General features: G+C 43.4%; 18 protein-coding genes. 17 read left to right on the top strand and 1 reads right to left on the bottom strand.

Annotated features, from left to right (window positions below; translation table 11 throughout):
* Nucleotides 1–13 precede the first annotated feature (13 nt).
* The 15 genes from P22_RS00575 to P22_RS00645 all read left to right on the top strand — a co-directional run bounded on the left by P22_RS00575 (nucleotide 14) and on the right by P22_RS00645 (nucleotide 10,985).
* Nucleotides 14–1,192: a phosphopentomutase gene (locus P22_RS00575; RefSeq protein WP_054258262.1), complete on the top strand. Its 1,179-nt coding sequence runs from the start codon at nucleotides 14–16 to the stop codon at nucleotides 1,190–1,192.
* A 12-nt stretch (nucleotides 1,193–1,204) separates the two neighbouring features.
* Nucleotides 1,205–2,530 carry a pyrimidine-nucleoside phosphorylase gene (locus P22_RS00580; RefSeq protein ID WP_054258263.1) on the top strand — a complete coding sequence of 442 codons (1,326 nt, stop codon included), beginning with the start codon at nucleotides 1,205–1,207 and terminating at the stop codon, nucleotides 2,528–2,530.
* Nucleotides 2,531–2,621: 91 nt separating this feature from the next.
* Nucleotides 2,622–3,794, top strand: coding sequence for a D-alanyl-D-alanine carboxypeptidase family protein (locus tag P22_RS00585; RefSeq protein WP_054258264.1), 1,173 nt, complete (start codon nucleotides 2,622–2,624; stop codon nucleotides 3,792–3,794).
* Nucleotides 3,795–3,901: 107 nt separating this feature from the next.
* On the top strand, nucleotides 3,902–4,237 hold the full coding sequence (gene spoIIAA / locus P22_RS00590) for an anti-sigma F factor antagonist (RefSeq protein ID WP_054258265.1): 336 nt from the start codon (nucleotides 3,902–3,904) through the stop codon (nucleotides 4,235–4,237).
* Nucleotides 4,238–4,249: 12 nt separating this feature from the next.
* Nucleotides 4,250–4,687 carry an anti-sigma F factor gene (gene spoIIAB, locus P22_RS00595; RefSeq protein WP_054258266.1) on the top strand — a complete coding sequence of 146 codons (438 nt, stop codon included), beginning with the start codon at nucleotides 4,250–4,252 and terminating at the stop codon, nucleotides 4,685–4,687.
* Between the two features lie 11 nt (nucleotides 4,688–4,698).
* A complete protein-coding gene (locus P22_RS00600) occupies nucleotides 4,699–5,430 on the top strand; it encodes a SigF/SigG family RNA polymerase sporulation sigma factor (protein ID WP_054258267.1) in 732 nt (243 codons plus the stop codon).
* Between the two features lie 67 nt (nucleotides 5,431–5,497).
* Nucleotides 5,498–5,698: a hypothetical protein gene (locus tag P22_RS00605; protein ID WP_054258268.1), complete on the top strand. Its 201-nt coding sequence runs from the start codon at nucleotides 5,498–5,500 to the stop codon at nucleotides 5,696–5,698.
* 31 nt (nucleotides 5,699–5,729) lie between these two features.
* Nucleotides 5,730–5,927 (top strand): dodecin family protein, encoded by a 198-nt coding sequence (locus tag P22_RS00610; protein WP_054258269.1) that lies wholly within the window; start codon nucleotides 5,730–5,732, stop codon nucleotides 5,925–5,927.
* Nucleotides 5,928–6,014: 87 nt separating this feature from the next.
* Entirely contained in the window at nucleotides 6,015–6,482 is a 468-nt protein-coding gene (gene spoVAC, locus P22_RS00615) for a stage V sporulation protein AC (protein ID WP_054258492.1), read from the top strand.
* Nucleotides 6,479–7,483 (top strand): stage V sporulation protein AD, encoded by a 1,005-nt coding sequence (gene spoVAD, locus P22_RS00620; RefSeq protein ID WP_054258270.1) that lies wholly within the window; start codon nucleotides 6,479–6,481, stop codon nucleotides 7,481–7,483. Before spoVAC ends, spoVAD begins: the two co-directional genes overlap by 4 nt.
* 14 nt (nucleotides 7,484–7,497) lie before the next feature.
* Nucleotides 7,498–7,851 (top strand): stage V sporulation protein AE, encoded by a 354-nt coding sequence (gene spoVAE / locus P22_RS00625; protein ID WP_072169764.1) that lies wholly within the window; start codon nucleotides 7,498–7,500, stop codon nucleotides 7,849–7,851.
* A gap of 4 nt (nucleotides 7,852–7,855) precedes the next feature.
* Entirely contained in the window at nucleotides 7,856–8,245 is a 390-nt protein-coding gene (locus P22_RS00630; RefSeq protein WP_054258271.1) for a hypothetical protein, read from the top strand.
* Between the two features lie 15 nt (nucleotides 8,246–8,260).
* Nucleotides 8,261–8,890, top strand: coding sequence for a hypothetical protein (locus P22_RS00635; protein WP_054258272.1), 630 nt, complete (start codon nucleotides 8,261–8,263; stop codon nucleotides 8,888–8,890).
* Between the two features lie 9 nt (nucleotides 8,891–8,899).
* Nucleotides 8,900–9,490 (top strand): stage V sporulation protein SpoVABEA, encoded by a 591-nt coding sequence (locus P22_RS00640; RefSeq protein WP_054258273.1) that lies wholly within the window; start codon nucleotides 8,900–8,902, stop codon nucleotides 9,488–9,490.
* Nucleotides 9,477–10,985 carry a spore germination protein gene (locus tag P22_RS00645; protein ID WP_054258274.1) on the top strand — a complete coding sequence of 503 codons (1,509 nt, stop codon included), beginning with the start codon at nucleotides 9,477–9,479 and terminating at the stop codon, nucleotides 10,983–10,985. The genes P22_RS00640 and P22_RS00645 overlap by 14 nt, the downstream gene beginning before the upstream one ends.
* 88 nt (nucleotides 10,986–11,073) lie before the next feature.
* On the opposite strand, the gene P22_RS00650 is transcribed toward P22_RS00645, so the two are convergent.
* Complete coding sequence (locus tag P22_RS00650; protein WP_054258275.1) at nucleotides 11,074–11,811, bottom strand: DUF4363 family protein; 738 nt, start codon at nucleotides 11,809–11,811, stop codon at nucleotides 11,074–11,076.
* 254 nt (nucleotides 11,812–12,065) lie between these two features.
* Here P22_RS00650 and P22_RS00655 point away from each other — a divergent pair, with 254 nt between their 5' ends.
* Together P22_RS00655 and trpS are read left to right on the top strand one after the other, a co-directional pair.
* The gene (locus tag P22_RS00655) at nucleotides 12,066–12,680 is read left to right on the top strand and encodes a site-2 protease family protein (protein WP_054258276.1); all 615 of its coding nucleotides are present in this window, start codon (nucleotides 12,066–12,068) and stop codon (nucleotides 12,678–12,680) included.
* Between the two features lie 14 nt (nucleotides 12,681–12,694).
* Nucleotides 12,695–13,681 carry a tryptophan--tRNA ligase gene (trpS, locus tag P22_RS00660; protein ID WP_054258277.1) on the top strand — a complete coding sequence of 329 codons (987 nt, stop codon included), beginning with the start codon at nucleotides 12,695–12,697 and terminating at the stop codon, nucleotides 13,679–13,681.
* Nucleotides 13,682–13,684 lie beyond the last annotated feature (3 nt).

The raw sequence follows: 13,684 nt of genomic DNA on the forward strand, positions 1-13,684 counted from the left end.
AAGGGGAATGATCATGTTTAATCGCATTGTTGTTGTCGTTTTGGACAGTGTAGGTATTGGAGCTTTGCCGGATGCTGGGGATTATGGGGATTCAACAAATGTGAATACGCTGGTTAACATTGCTCGCTCACAGAGTGGGCTTTTTTTACCGGTTATGGAAAGTCTAGGCCTTGGCGCCATTGAGCCTATCCAGGGGGTAAATCGTGTGGTAAAACCACGGGCTAGTTTTGGTAAGATGGCGGAATTATCAAAAGCCAAAGACACCACCAGCGGGCATTGGGAGATTGCCGGCTGTCCGGTTTTTTCCCCTTTTCCGGTATATCCGCATGGTTTTCCGGAAGACGTCATTGAACGTTTTATAAATTATACCGGTTGCGGCGGCGTACTGGGAAACAAGCCGGCATCGGGAACGGCGATTATTGAAGAACTGGGCGGGTTGCATATGGAAACAGGCAAGCCGATTGTTTATACGTCTGCCGACAGCGTCTTTCAAATTGCTGCCCATGAAGAAATTGTACCATTGGAGAGGCTATATCAATTTTGTCAAATTGCTCGTGATAGCGTGTGTATTCATCAACATGCTGTTGGCCGGATTATTGCCCGTCCTTTTATTGGAAAACCGGGTTCTTTTAAGAGAACCGCCAATCGGCATGATTTTAGTTTAGAGCCCGTTTGCCCAACTATTTTGGACAGCTTGCAGCAGGCTGGGTATGAGGTAACCGGCATTGGCAAAATCGGTGATATTTTTGCCCAGAAAGGGCTGACAATATCATTACCCAGTAAGTCAAATGATGATGGGATGAAAACAGTTATTAATCTGGTTAGTCAAAAAGGACAGGCCGGGCTCATTTTTGCTAATCTGGTTGATTTTGATAGTGTGTATGGGCATCGAAACGATGTGCGCGGTTATGCAAAGGCACTTGAACGTTTTGACGGCCAGTTAGCCATACTCCTTTCCCAATTGCAAGAGGACGATCTTTTGATCATTACAGCCGATCATGGCTGTGATCCAACCGATGACGGTACCGATCATACCCGTGAATATGTCCCGCTGTTGGTGTATTCTAAAACGGCTGATGTCGGCAAAAATCTGGGAGTCCGCCATACATTTGCCGATATTGCCGCCACCGTAGCAGATAATTTTTCGTTGTCTCCATTACAATATGGCAAAAGTTTTTTACACGACTTGTGAGGTGAGTGCCCTATGCATATGGTTGACTGCATTGCGAAGAAACGTAATGGCGAAGAACATAGCAGCGACGAAATAAAAGAGCTGATTACGGCCTATACTAGAGGCGATATACCGGATTATCAAATGGCAGCATGGTTAATGGCGGTATATCTAAACGGGATGTCGGCGGAGGAGACTTCTGCCATGACCAGGGCAATGGCTCAATCGGGTAAGGTAATGAATTTGGATGCTGTCAGTGGAATAAAAGTTGACAAGCATAGCACCGGAGGCGTGGCTGATACAACAACACTGGTAGTAGCTCCTTTAGTGGCGGCAGCCGGTGTTCCGGTTTCGAAGATGTCCGGACGGGGACTGGGCTTTACCGGCGGGACAATTGATAAACTGGAATCCATCCCGGGGTTTCGGACTATGCTGACCGAAGAAGAATTTATTGCTAATCTGAATGTTCACGGCCTGGCTGTCACCGGACAGACGCCCAACATCGCTCCTGCTGACGGCAGGATCTATGCTCTGCGTGATGTTACGGCAACCGTGGAAAGCATTCCGCTGATTGCATCCTCCATCATGAGTAAGAAAATAGCGGCCGGAGCGGATAAGATTTTGCTGGATGTAAAAGTTGGTCGTGGTGCTTTTATGAAATCAATAGATAAGGCTGTTGAACTGGCTCAAACCATGGTTACTATCGGTGAGACGGTCGGGCGCCAAACGGTAGCGGTTTTGACCAATATGGAAGAACCGCTGGGACAGGCGGTCGGCAATAGCCTGGAGGTATGGGAAGCATTGGAAATCTTGAAAGGAAAAGGTTGCCAGGCACTACGGGAGCTATGTTTAATTCTTGGGGCACATATGATGGTTTTGGCTAATCAAGCAGCAACTTTACAGCAGGCCTACACAATCTTAGAAAAGTTCTTGCTGGACGGACTAGCTTTGGCTAAGTTTTGTGAATTTATCGAAGCCCAGGGAGGAAATGCTGCGGTCGCCCAAAATTATAATTTATTACCTCAGGCAAAGTATCAAAAACAAATTAAGGCCTGTCAAACGGGGTATATACAATCCATTCTTGCCGATCAGATTGGTTATGCAGCGATGCGTTTAGGTGCCGGTCGCGAGTTTAAGGAGCAGCCAATTGATCTGGCAGCAGGAATTTTACTTCATTGCCGGGTCGGGGATCGAGTCGAGAAAGACCAGGTAATTGCGACTGTCTATGCCAGCCATTCACAAAAATTGTCATTGGCAGGGGCGATAATAGAAAAAGCAATTTTTGTCACTGCCAGCCCGGTGAATACCTTGCCGCTTCTTTTAGGTTTTGTTGATAAAAATGGCTATAAACCGATATAGGCCGGAATATCCGGTCTTTTTTTGTTGTATTTTCCAGAGTAAGGACAATGATAATGGATAACCTAAAAAAAAGCAGGAAGGAGTGAATGATATGCAGCGGTTGTGGCGGATTCTTATTTCCAGTATTTTGATAACTTTATTATTATGGATGGGACTTTGTTCTCCTTTATTGGCAGCTGGTGGCAAGCTGGAAACATCTTCGGTTACGACCAGTGCGGAATCTGCTATACTAATGGATGCCAATGGTACTATACTATACGAAAAAGATGCGCACAAACGTCTTCCACCGGCTAGTGTTACCAAAATAATGACCTTGTTGCTAGCAGTAGAAGCTGTAGAACAAGGGAAAGTCAGCCTAACGGATGAAGTTCGTATTAGTGAGACTGCATGGCGGCAGGGAGGATCGCAAATCTGGCTGGAACCTGGAGAATCAATGAGTCTAAAGGAATTGATGATTGCTATTGCAGTAGTGAGTGCCAACGATGCAGCTATGGCCACTATGGAACATATTTATGGCTCGGCAGAAGCCGGTGTGCAGGCGATGAATAAGCGGGCGGAAGAACTGGGGCTTGTTGATACTCATTTTAATAGTGTAAATGGTCTGCCGACACCTGAACATTATATGAGTGTGTATGATACGGCACTCATTGCTAAAGAAGCGTTACGGCATCCGCTGTATATGGAATTTTGCGGCATTAAGGAATATTGGTTGAGAGGCGGAAAGAACTGGCTTGTTAATACCAATAAATTATTGTGGTGGTATAAGGGTGCGGATGGTTTGAAAACAGGCTGGACGGAAGAGGCAAAATATTGTTTTGCCGGAACCGCCGAACGAGATGGACTGCGTCTTATTGCTGTTGTATTTGCTACGCCGGAACCCCGCTCGCATTTGCGGGAAAGCATGAAATTAATGGACTGGGGTTTTGCCAATTATTCGGCTTTACCGGTCGTGGAACAGGGTGTTGTTGTCGACCGGCTTAAGGTTAACAAAGGTGTGGAACAGGAAGTACAGTTAGTAGCCGCCCAGGATTTAACCCTATTAACCGCTAAGGGGAAACGAGGAAATATTCAAAAGAAAGTTAACCTTGATCCGACTGTGAATGCACCGGTTATAGCGGGCCAAAAATACGGTGAATTGATTGTCACGCAGGATGGCAATGAGTTGGGGAGAGTAGATTTAGTGGCGGAAAAAACGATAGATAAAGCCAGTTTCATGAGAATTCTGCAGGGAATGATTGTTAATCTATTTACGATAACAAGTTGAATAGCAAATAAATTAGGGCTGCCGCAAGTGCAGCCTAATTTTTTTATCTTAGTTTAGAAGGAAAAAATTTCCTTTTAACGAATATGCTTTATAAAGGAGGGAATGATTTGAAAATTACTACTTCGCTCAAACAGGGAATTTTGATAGTTAAAATTGAAGGAGAATTGGACATGCATTCGGCGGATCAGTTTAAAAGAGTTGTTGACAGTGCTCTTGATGAAAGCGGGGCAAACAACCTTCTTTTGGATCTAAAACAAGTGTCTTTTATTGACAGTTCCGGACTGGGGGTTATACTTGGACGTTATAAAAGACTAAGTGCGTCAAATGGGAAAATTGTCGCAGTCCATGTACAGCCACAAGTGGCAAACATTCTGGCTCTATCGGGTATGTTGAAAATTGTGGGACTTTACGAAACTCAGGCCGAAGCCCTGGCACAGGTGTAGGGAGAAGATGTCATGAACACAATTAATTATATTAAAATGCAATTATACAGCCTAGGTGAAAATGTGGGAATTGCCCGTATTGCTGCAGCAGCATTTGCTGCGCAGGCAGATTTACCCATCAGTGTGATTGATGAAATCAAGGTTGCCGTATCGGAAGCTGTATCGAATGCGGTTATACACGGTTACGGAAGTAACTGTCCCGACGGCAGGATAGAGTTTGAGATGTTGCTACGTGATGATAGACTGGAATTTATTATTACCGATTTTGGTAAAGGGATAGAAGATGTTTCTTTAGCGCGTCAGGCATCGTATTCAACTGATCCGGAACGGATGGGGCTGGGATTTGTTTTTATGGAGTCTTTTATGGATGAACTGGAAGTAGAATCGAAAACCGGCCACGGAACAACGGTAAGAATGTATAAACGAATACATAGCCCCAAAACGCATTAGGTGGGGTGTTTATGCTTGCAAATGAAGAGTTACTCAATTTAATTAAAAGAGCTCAAAAGGGCGATTTCGGTGCCAAAGAGTCTATTTTAGAAAATAACCTCAACCTTGTGCGCAGCATAGTATATCGTTTTTTGAACAGGGGCTACGAATGGGATGATTTGTTCCAAATTGGGTGTATTGGTTTAGTGAAAGCGATTGAACGTTTTGACGTTCAATATAATGTTAAATTTTCTACGTATGCGGTTCCGATGATTATTGGGGAGATACGACGCTTTATTCGCGATGACAACCCGGTTAAAGTAAGCCGCCCGTTGAAAGAATTAGCTTATCGTGTTCATAAGAGTCAGGAAAAATTACAGGGCATCATGGGACGTGAACCGACCATTAATGAGGTTGCGGAAGATTTAGAAACTGCCCCGCAGGAAATTGTTGCAGCCCTGGAAGCCTTACAGCCTCCGGCTTCTTTATACGAACCTGCGTTCCATGATGATGGTGATAATGTATTACTTTTAGATCAGATTACATCCTGTGAAGGGCAGGAGGGGGCTTTTTTTGATAAATTAGTTTTGAAGGAAGTATTGTCGCGGCTACCGGAGAAAGAACGAAAAGTGATTCATATGAGGTTTTTTGAAGATCGTACACAGTCCGAGATTGCGGCATTAATTGGCTTATCGCAGGTACAGATATCCAGAATAGAAAAAAATGCACTTAAATTAATTCGATTTTTTTTGCAGACTTCTTAATGTTAGAGGTCTGTTTTTTTTATAATCTTTCTGATTATGGTAATACTGCTAACAGAGGTGAGTAGCTATGTTCGGTAAAAATATGTATTTAGTTTTGGCTATCACAATTGTATTGGCTGTTAGTGGTGTAGCTGCATGGCTTTTATGGAATGAACTGCCGGAGAAGATACCGGTGCGTTCGATGCAGGTGCTTCTTACAACTGAAAGTGATCTGGCGTATTTTGGCAAGTATAACATTGGTCTTGGAGTATACACTATGATTGCATAGGATACAGATATAAATAAGGAGGATTGGGATTATGGTTGTAAAGGTCATAGAACTGGTAGGAACTTCCCGCCACAATTGGACTGACGCTGTTGATAATGCGGTTGCAGAAGCGTCTAAAACTCTTGATGATATTTTAGGAGTAGAAGTAACAAATTTTACAGCAAATATTGATGATGGACATATTGCAGAATATAAAGCGGACGTAAAGATTGCTTTTCATGTGCATTAGTGAATCAGGGGAGCGCTTCTGGCGCTCCTTTAGTTTGTGCATTATTTTGCCGTGCTCCGGTCAAAATATATCAGGGGTGATAAAAAAATGAATCAAAACTCCAAGGAGGACAGAGAGCAGCAGTTTCAAGAAAAATTTAACAGGGTAAAACCCAGTCAACCAGTTTTTAAAAATTTGATTTGGGCGTTTATTGTCGGGGGGCTTATTTGTACTCTTGGTCAGTTTATAGGGGATTATTTTATCCATCAGGGACTGGGAAAAAAAGAGGCAGCAGCAGCCACTTCGGTAGTCATGGTGTTTCTGGGAGCTTTTTTTACCGGCCTGGGAGTATATGATGACCTGGGGAAATATGCTGGTGCCGGTTCCATTGTACCGATTACGGGATTTGCTAATTCGGTGGTGTCTCCGGCAATGGAATTTAAGCGTGAAGGCTTTATCTATGGCATTGGTGCAAAGATGTTTGTGATTGCCGGCCCGGTTATTGTATATGGGTTGGTAACTGCGTTTGCCATAGGTCTGATATATTGGTTTAGGCAGGGAGGGCTGTATCAGTGAAGAAAAAATTAGGCCAACAAAGTATCGCCTTTGTTCACCAGCCGGTAGTTACAAGTACTGCCTGCATAGTGGGGCCGATGGAAGGAAAGGGCGTGTTAGCAAGCTATTTTGATCATATTATGCAAGATACATTATACGGTCAAGAGACCTGGGAAAAAGCAGAATCTTCGATGCTGGAGTGGGCTGTTAAAACGGCAGTAAGCAAAGAAGGCAGTACAATGGAGGATATTGATTATATTCTAGCAGGTGACCTGTTGAATCAGTTGATGAGTACGCATTTTGCGGCCCGCGAACTTAATCGTCCTTTTTTGGGTTTATACGGAGCCTGCTCGACCTTAGCTGAAAGTCTGCTGTTAGGAGGAGTTTTGCTGGATGGAGAATTTGGTAGTAAGGTTGCCATTGCGGTTTCCAGTCACCATGATGCTGCGGAGCGTCAATATCGTTTTCCCACCGAACTTGGGGTCCAAAGGCCGCTTATTGCGCAGTGGACAGTAACCGGTGCAGGATCGGCCGTTATTTCTTCGGCCGGCAATGGTCCGAAAATTACGGCTGCCACTGTGGGTAAGGTAAACGATTTAGGAATTAAAGATCCTAATGCCATGGGACCGGCGATGGCACCTGCGGCTGTAGATACTTTGTGGCAGCATATACAGGATACGAAACGTCAGCCGGCATATTACGATATGATTTATACCGGGGATCTGGGGAGTGTTGGCAAGGAGCTTGTCCTGGATTTATTCAAGGACAAAGGACTTGATATTAGCACGAATTATGAAGATTGTGGATGTATGATCTACAAAGAGACACAGGATACTCATGCCGGAGCAAGTGGTTGTGCCAGTTCGGCAATCGTATTTTGTGGTTATATTTATCAGCAAATGCTCCAGAAAAAGTTGAAAAAAGTGTTATTGATCGGCACCGGAAGTCTGCATAGTACGACTTCCTATCAGCAAAAAGAATCAATACCCTGTATTGCGCATGCCGTAGCACTGGAATTATAAAAGGAGGAGTTGATGTGCAAGAATATATACTTGTTTTTGTTGTTGGAGGACTTATTTGTGTGGGGGGGCAGTTATTAATGGATTTAACTTCTTTAACTCCTGCGCACATATTGGTATTGTTTGTGGTATTAGGCGGTATTTTAAGTGGCCTTGGTGTCTATCAGCCTTTGGTTGAATTTGCAGGGGCTGGTGCTACCATACCGTTAACGGGATTTGGACATGCTTTAGTAGCGGGAACGATGGAGGATATCGATAAAATCGGTCTGATGGGTGTTTTTAGCGGGGCGTTGAAAGCTAGTGCGGCCGGTGTAATGGCAGCAGTAACTTTTGGCTTTTTGGCGGCATTGCTATTCAATCCTAAGGGTTAAGGCCATGATAGTCGTTGATTTTATTGGCTTAGTGTTTACACTTTGTTTAGTGGGACTGCGTTATCCGCATTATGCATTGGTTGCAATGTTTATACATGAAACAGGGAGAATTCTGATGGCTGTTTTTTTACATCAAAAAATTGATTTAGTCGTGGCGGCAGGCGCTTTTGGCAAAACGGTTGTCGGTGAGACTGCGGGTAGTGTGGTAATGGCTTGCATTGCGCTGGGAGGGCCGCTGGCAAACTATATAATCAGCGTAGTAGCAGGCGGTATAGAATACGAAAAAACGACAAATTTGCTTAATCCGGCCGCACGGTTAAAATGTCCGGTAAGCGTGATCAATCTAAGACTGGCTGTTATTTCTTTTTTCTTAAGTCTTATTCAGTTCATATAAGCAGGGGGTGGTATTATGCCAAACCGGCCGTCGAGGAGGCTGTTAAGAAATCATAATGATAAGGATAGGGGACAACAGCAGGTAATGAATAAACGGTATGACTGTCAAACAGCAGGCAGTGGCCAGTCAGGAGATTCGCAAAATTCTGATCATGTTATTGCGGATATCGCAAAAAGTTTTATACAATTGCAAGACAAAGCCAAACCTGATTCTGGATGCAACAATAATCAAGAGATGATAGCATTGCTGGAAAAATTAAACAAACAGATGGAAAATATTCAAAAGGTAATTGCGAACAAGGAGAATTCATCACAATCAGATACACAACCGCAACAACCGGAAAAGGAGAATTTGGGAGAGGTTTTGCAAATGCTTGAGCAACTTCTGAGGAACTCTGCCCGGCAAGCGGGTGGCAGTGATGGCACCGGGTATTCAAGTGAAGGAACAGTAAGTAAGTCTGCGCCGAAAAACTCATCCGGAGGGAGTACGGCTAAAACCGCCCAAGAATTATTGGCAAAAGCTCAATTTGAACTGTCAAATGAACTGGAAGCCAGCTTAACAAAGCTAAAACAAGTCATTCGCGAAAGTGAGCAAGTGGTTTCTAAAGTCAGTAGTTTATTAGGAGAAAAAAACACGCAGTCTTGAGGTGAAACTATGCCGGATAAAATCAGGGTTATTTTTATTACCGACGGAGATAAAGTAGCACAACATGTAGTGGAGGACCTGGCGGTATCTATGGGACTGCGTTGCATATCGGCATCCGGAGGCAATCCCACGCCGATCGGCGGAGAAAAAATAGTTCAATTACTAAAAACGGTAAAATACGATCCGGTTTTGATTATGTTTGATGATAAAGGCAGACGGGATAAGGGAAAAGGCGAACGGGCAATGGAGTATGTTGCAGCTCATCCGGATGTTGAAGTTTTAGGGGTTGTGGCCGTAGCGTCGAATACTACTGGAATTGCCGGTGTCCAAGCGGATGTTTGTATTGATGGCAATGGACAGTTAGTCGATCATTCTGTAAACAAATATGGAGATGTTAAACAAAGCCGTACGCAGCATAATACTCTTATTACGGGGGATACGGTGGATGTACTCAATAATATAGAGGTTCCGGTGATTGTAGGAATCGGTGATATCGGAAAAATGGACAAGGCTGATGATATCAGCCACGGAGCGCCGATTACCAGAAAAGCGATTGAAGAGATATTGAAACGGAGTGGCATTTCATATGGCAAAAACTAAGGAAGAACGTAAGATCAATAAAGACATTGACCGAAATATTAACTATTTAAAAGACTTGCTAGGGGTTGGCGAAAGCTTTGACGTAATATTCAGGGAATACCGGATCGGGCGTAAGCGTGCTGCTTCATTTTCAATCAACGGGATGACTAACGATGTTTTGCTCACCAATGTTTTTCAGGATATGATGACGTTTCAGCAGGAAGATCTTACGATCAATACTCTGCAGAAGCTGTTCTATTCCCGAGCTACTCATTCGCAGGTTAAATTGGTGGATAATATGGACCAGGCGATTACCAGTTTGTTATCGGGAGAACTGTTATTTTTTGTTGATGGAGAAACCCAAGTTATTGTTTTCGATGCCCGGGCTTATCCGACCCGGGCACCGTCCGAATCAAACATTGAAAAAGTAACGCGGGGTTCGCGGGATTCTTTTGTAGAGACCATACCTTTTAACTCTGCTTTAATCCGCCGGCGGCTGCGTGATCCTAACCTTCGTTTTGAAATTGTAAAGGTAGGTATGCGTTCACAAAGCGATATTGCCGTTTGCTATATTAAGGATATTACCAATCCGGTATTAGTCGATAAAGTTAAAGAAAGACTCAATAAGGTTAATATTGATGGAATTCCGATGGCTGAAAAGGCGATAGAAGAATTTATTGTCGGGGGTAAACGTTGGAATCCCCTGCCTTTGGTTCGCTATACGGAAAGACCTGATGTTGCTGCAGTACATTTGTTGGAAGGTCATATCTGCTTAATTGTGGATACTTCTCCTAATATTATGATATTGCCAACCACATTTTGGCATCATGTTCAGCATGTTGAAGAGTATCATCAACATGTAATTATCGGGTCTTATTTAAGAATGGTCCGCCTGGGAGGAATCGCTTTATCGCTACTATTGCCGCCTTTATGGTTAGCTCTTGTTTTACAAAGACATTTATTACCGGCATCACTGGCTTTTTTAGGGCCACGTGATCCGGGTATTGTGCCGCTTGGCATACAGTTCATCATTGCTGAACTGGGCGTAGAGCTGGTACGGATGGCAACTGTTCATGTTCCGGCAGCTCAATCGACAGCTTTGGGGTTTATTGGTGCTTTTATGTTGGGAGAATATGCTACTAAAGTAGGGTTATTTGGCAATGAAACCATACTTTACACAGCCATTGCGGCAGTTGGGGCGTTTGCAACACCTAGTGTCGAGTTTGCCATGGCCATGCGACTTTTTAGAGTGCTGCTGCTTGCATTAGTTATTTTTTTCAAATTACCCGGGTTTTTGGTGGGATTTTTAGGACTTTTGATTTTACTAATTACTACGAAATCATTTGGTGTCCCATATTTTTGGCCGGCCATTCCTTTAGATATTGCTGCGCTGAAGGGAGTATTGATTCGATTGCCCATTCCCAGCAAAATTCTGCGCCCTAAGGTTTTAAAGCCTCAGGAAAGCATACGTTATCAGGAGGAAGGTGACAGCGAGAATAATAAAAAGGAAGAATAAAGGATTTAACACAGAGCTTCAAGAATCTAAAAGTATAATAGAAAAGCTTCTATGACAGTTAATGTTCCTGCCATAGAAGCCTTTGGTTTTATTTGCCGCGGAAAAAATGGCGAATCCGCCCCATGCTATCATTAATATTAGCAATTTGTTCCTCAAAGGCTCCTTTATTTTCAGCATTGACCGCATCTCTCATTTGTTTAATGGACGAATGAGCTTTTACCAGTTCGCCCATAATCCCGATGCTTTCCATACTGGTTTTTACTTGCCCCCAAGTATCTTCCAGGGCTTTTGCCTTGGCTGCCGCTTTGCTCCAGTCCTTATCCTCTACATAAAAGCTTGCACTGCGGATCGCATTACCCACGGCAATAATATCGGACAGGGGCGACAACTTATAAGATTTTCCAATGTCACTGATACTGCCCATAAATTTGTTCAGGGCATCATATGCCTGACTGGCTTTTTCTTGTTGTACTGACATAGTTAAGTCGTTTATTGCCTCATCTGCCTCTTTTACACCTTTTTTCCCAGCGATGACGGGTTGAACTTTTTCCCACAATGTTGTTAAATTGATGATTCCTTCTTTTGCCTGGGGCCAATTTGTTTTGATTATCCCTTCAAAAATAACTCCTGCTGTACCTTCAAGATCATATAGTTCGACAGGAGGTGACCAAAAACGTTCCTGCAGGGGCGGATTAGGCAAAGATTCTACCGGTTTGCCGGCTGGGCCAATATCCGGTTTGGGAGCTGGTGTCAGCATATTGCAGCCGCTTAGAGTGTATAAACAAAAGAGAAGCAAGACACACATTTTTTTTGTTGGTTTATTCATGTTTTCTCCTTCGGTTTTATGCGATATTTTAGGATTACTGGGTGACCGGATAATATTGGTTTAGGTGGTGTCTGTAGTATATATAGATTTTGCAGAGAGATAAAATTTATTCAAGCGTAGATAGTACCTTCAGGGGAATGCGGTAATTTTGCAAATTTTTTTGCACAAAGCTTGCTAATCTCTGGATAATATGACAAAATAAAAAAATGACTGGTAATCGTTCTGCTGTGAATTACCAACAAGGGGGAAACAGAGTGTTTGGTTTTAATCCTGATATGATTTTTACTATTCCGGCTTTGCTTATTGCCTTAACTTTTCATGAATACGCTCACGCACGGGTGGCTGTATGGCTGGGGGACAATACACCGCTTTATCAGGGGCGAGTTACGCTGAATCCTATAGCGCATCTGGACCCCTGGGGGTTGATTATGTTGTGGTTGTTCAAATTCGGCTGGGCAAAACCGGTACCGATTAATCCTAATAATTTTGATAACTATCGTCAAGGGACAATGCTGGTTTCCTTTGCCGGTCCGGCTGCCAATATAATCATGGCCATCCTGTCCGTTATTTTGCTTGTATTTTTGGATAAGGTTTCCTTGCTGAGTCTAACGGCATTTAAGCTGATCGCTTATAATTATCAGTTCAACCTTGGCTTTGCCTTGTTTAACTTACTGCCGGTGCCGCCTTTGGACGGATCAAAAATATTGTCAAGTCTATTACCCTATCGTCTGTCCTACCTATTTGATAAAATAGAACCATATGGTTTTTTTATTTTAATGTTTTTGTTGTATTTTAATATTATTGGATTTATTTTTACCCCGATTATGTCCGTTTTTTCTTTGAATACGATACTGCATTTATTTTTGTAACAGGAGGAGATTTTATGATAAAGGGTCGGATTTTCAGCGGTATGCAGCCATCTGGCAAGTTCCATTTGGGAAATTATCTGGGGGCGTTGGATAATTGGGTTAAATTACAGCAGAATTATGAATGTTTCTTTAGTATTGTAGATTGGCATGCACTTACATCTTCTTATGAAAATACCGAAAATCTACAACAGAATATTTTTGATATGGCTCTAGACTGGTTAAGCGCGGGTTTGGATCCGGAAAAAAATGTGATTTTTGTCCAGTCACACGTGAAGGAGCATGCCGAACTTCATTTACTTTTATCAATGATGACGCCACTATCGTGGCTGGAACGGGTGCCGACTTACAAAGATAAATTGCAACAGCTTGGCATTCAGGGAAAAGATATTAATACTTATGGATTTATGGGGTACCCGGAATTAATGACGGCGGATATTGTACTCTATAAAGCGGATACAGTTCCTGTGGGCGAGGACCAATTGCCTCATTTGGAACTGTCCCGTGAGATTGTGCGCCGGTTTAATCATCTGTACCGGCCGATTTTCCCGGAACCCAAACCTTATCTCAGCAAGGCATCGCTGCTGCCCGGTATTGATGGCAGGAAAATGAGCAAATCCTATGGCAATGAAATTCCCTTTGCAGCCAGTCCGGATGAGCTGCGTGACCGGGTACGCCAGATGGTTACTGATCCACAGCGGGTGAAAAAGACGGATCCCGGCAATCCCAATGTGTGTACGGTGTATACGTTTCATAAAATTTTTAGTCAAGACCAAGTGGGGGAAATTGCAAAGTGCTGCCGTGAGGCCACCATTGGTTGCGTTGCGTGTAAAAAACGACTGGCGGAACAAATGGTTAGTGCATTAGCCGATATCCATACCCGACGTCGTAGTTTGGAGGCGAATCCAGGGAAAGTAAAAGAAATCTTGACTTTTGGCGCCGAACGGGCCAGAGTGGTAGCAGCAGCTACCATGGAGGAAGTGCGTCAGGCCATGAATCTATAGTTC

The organism is Propionispora sp. 2/2-37 (assembly GCF_001298735.1).
Lineage (GTDB): Bacteria > Bacillota > Negativicutes > Propionisporales > Propionisporaceae > Propionispora.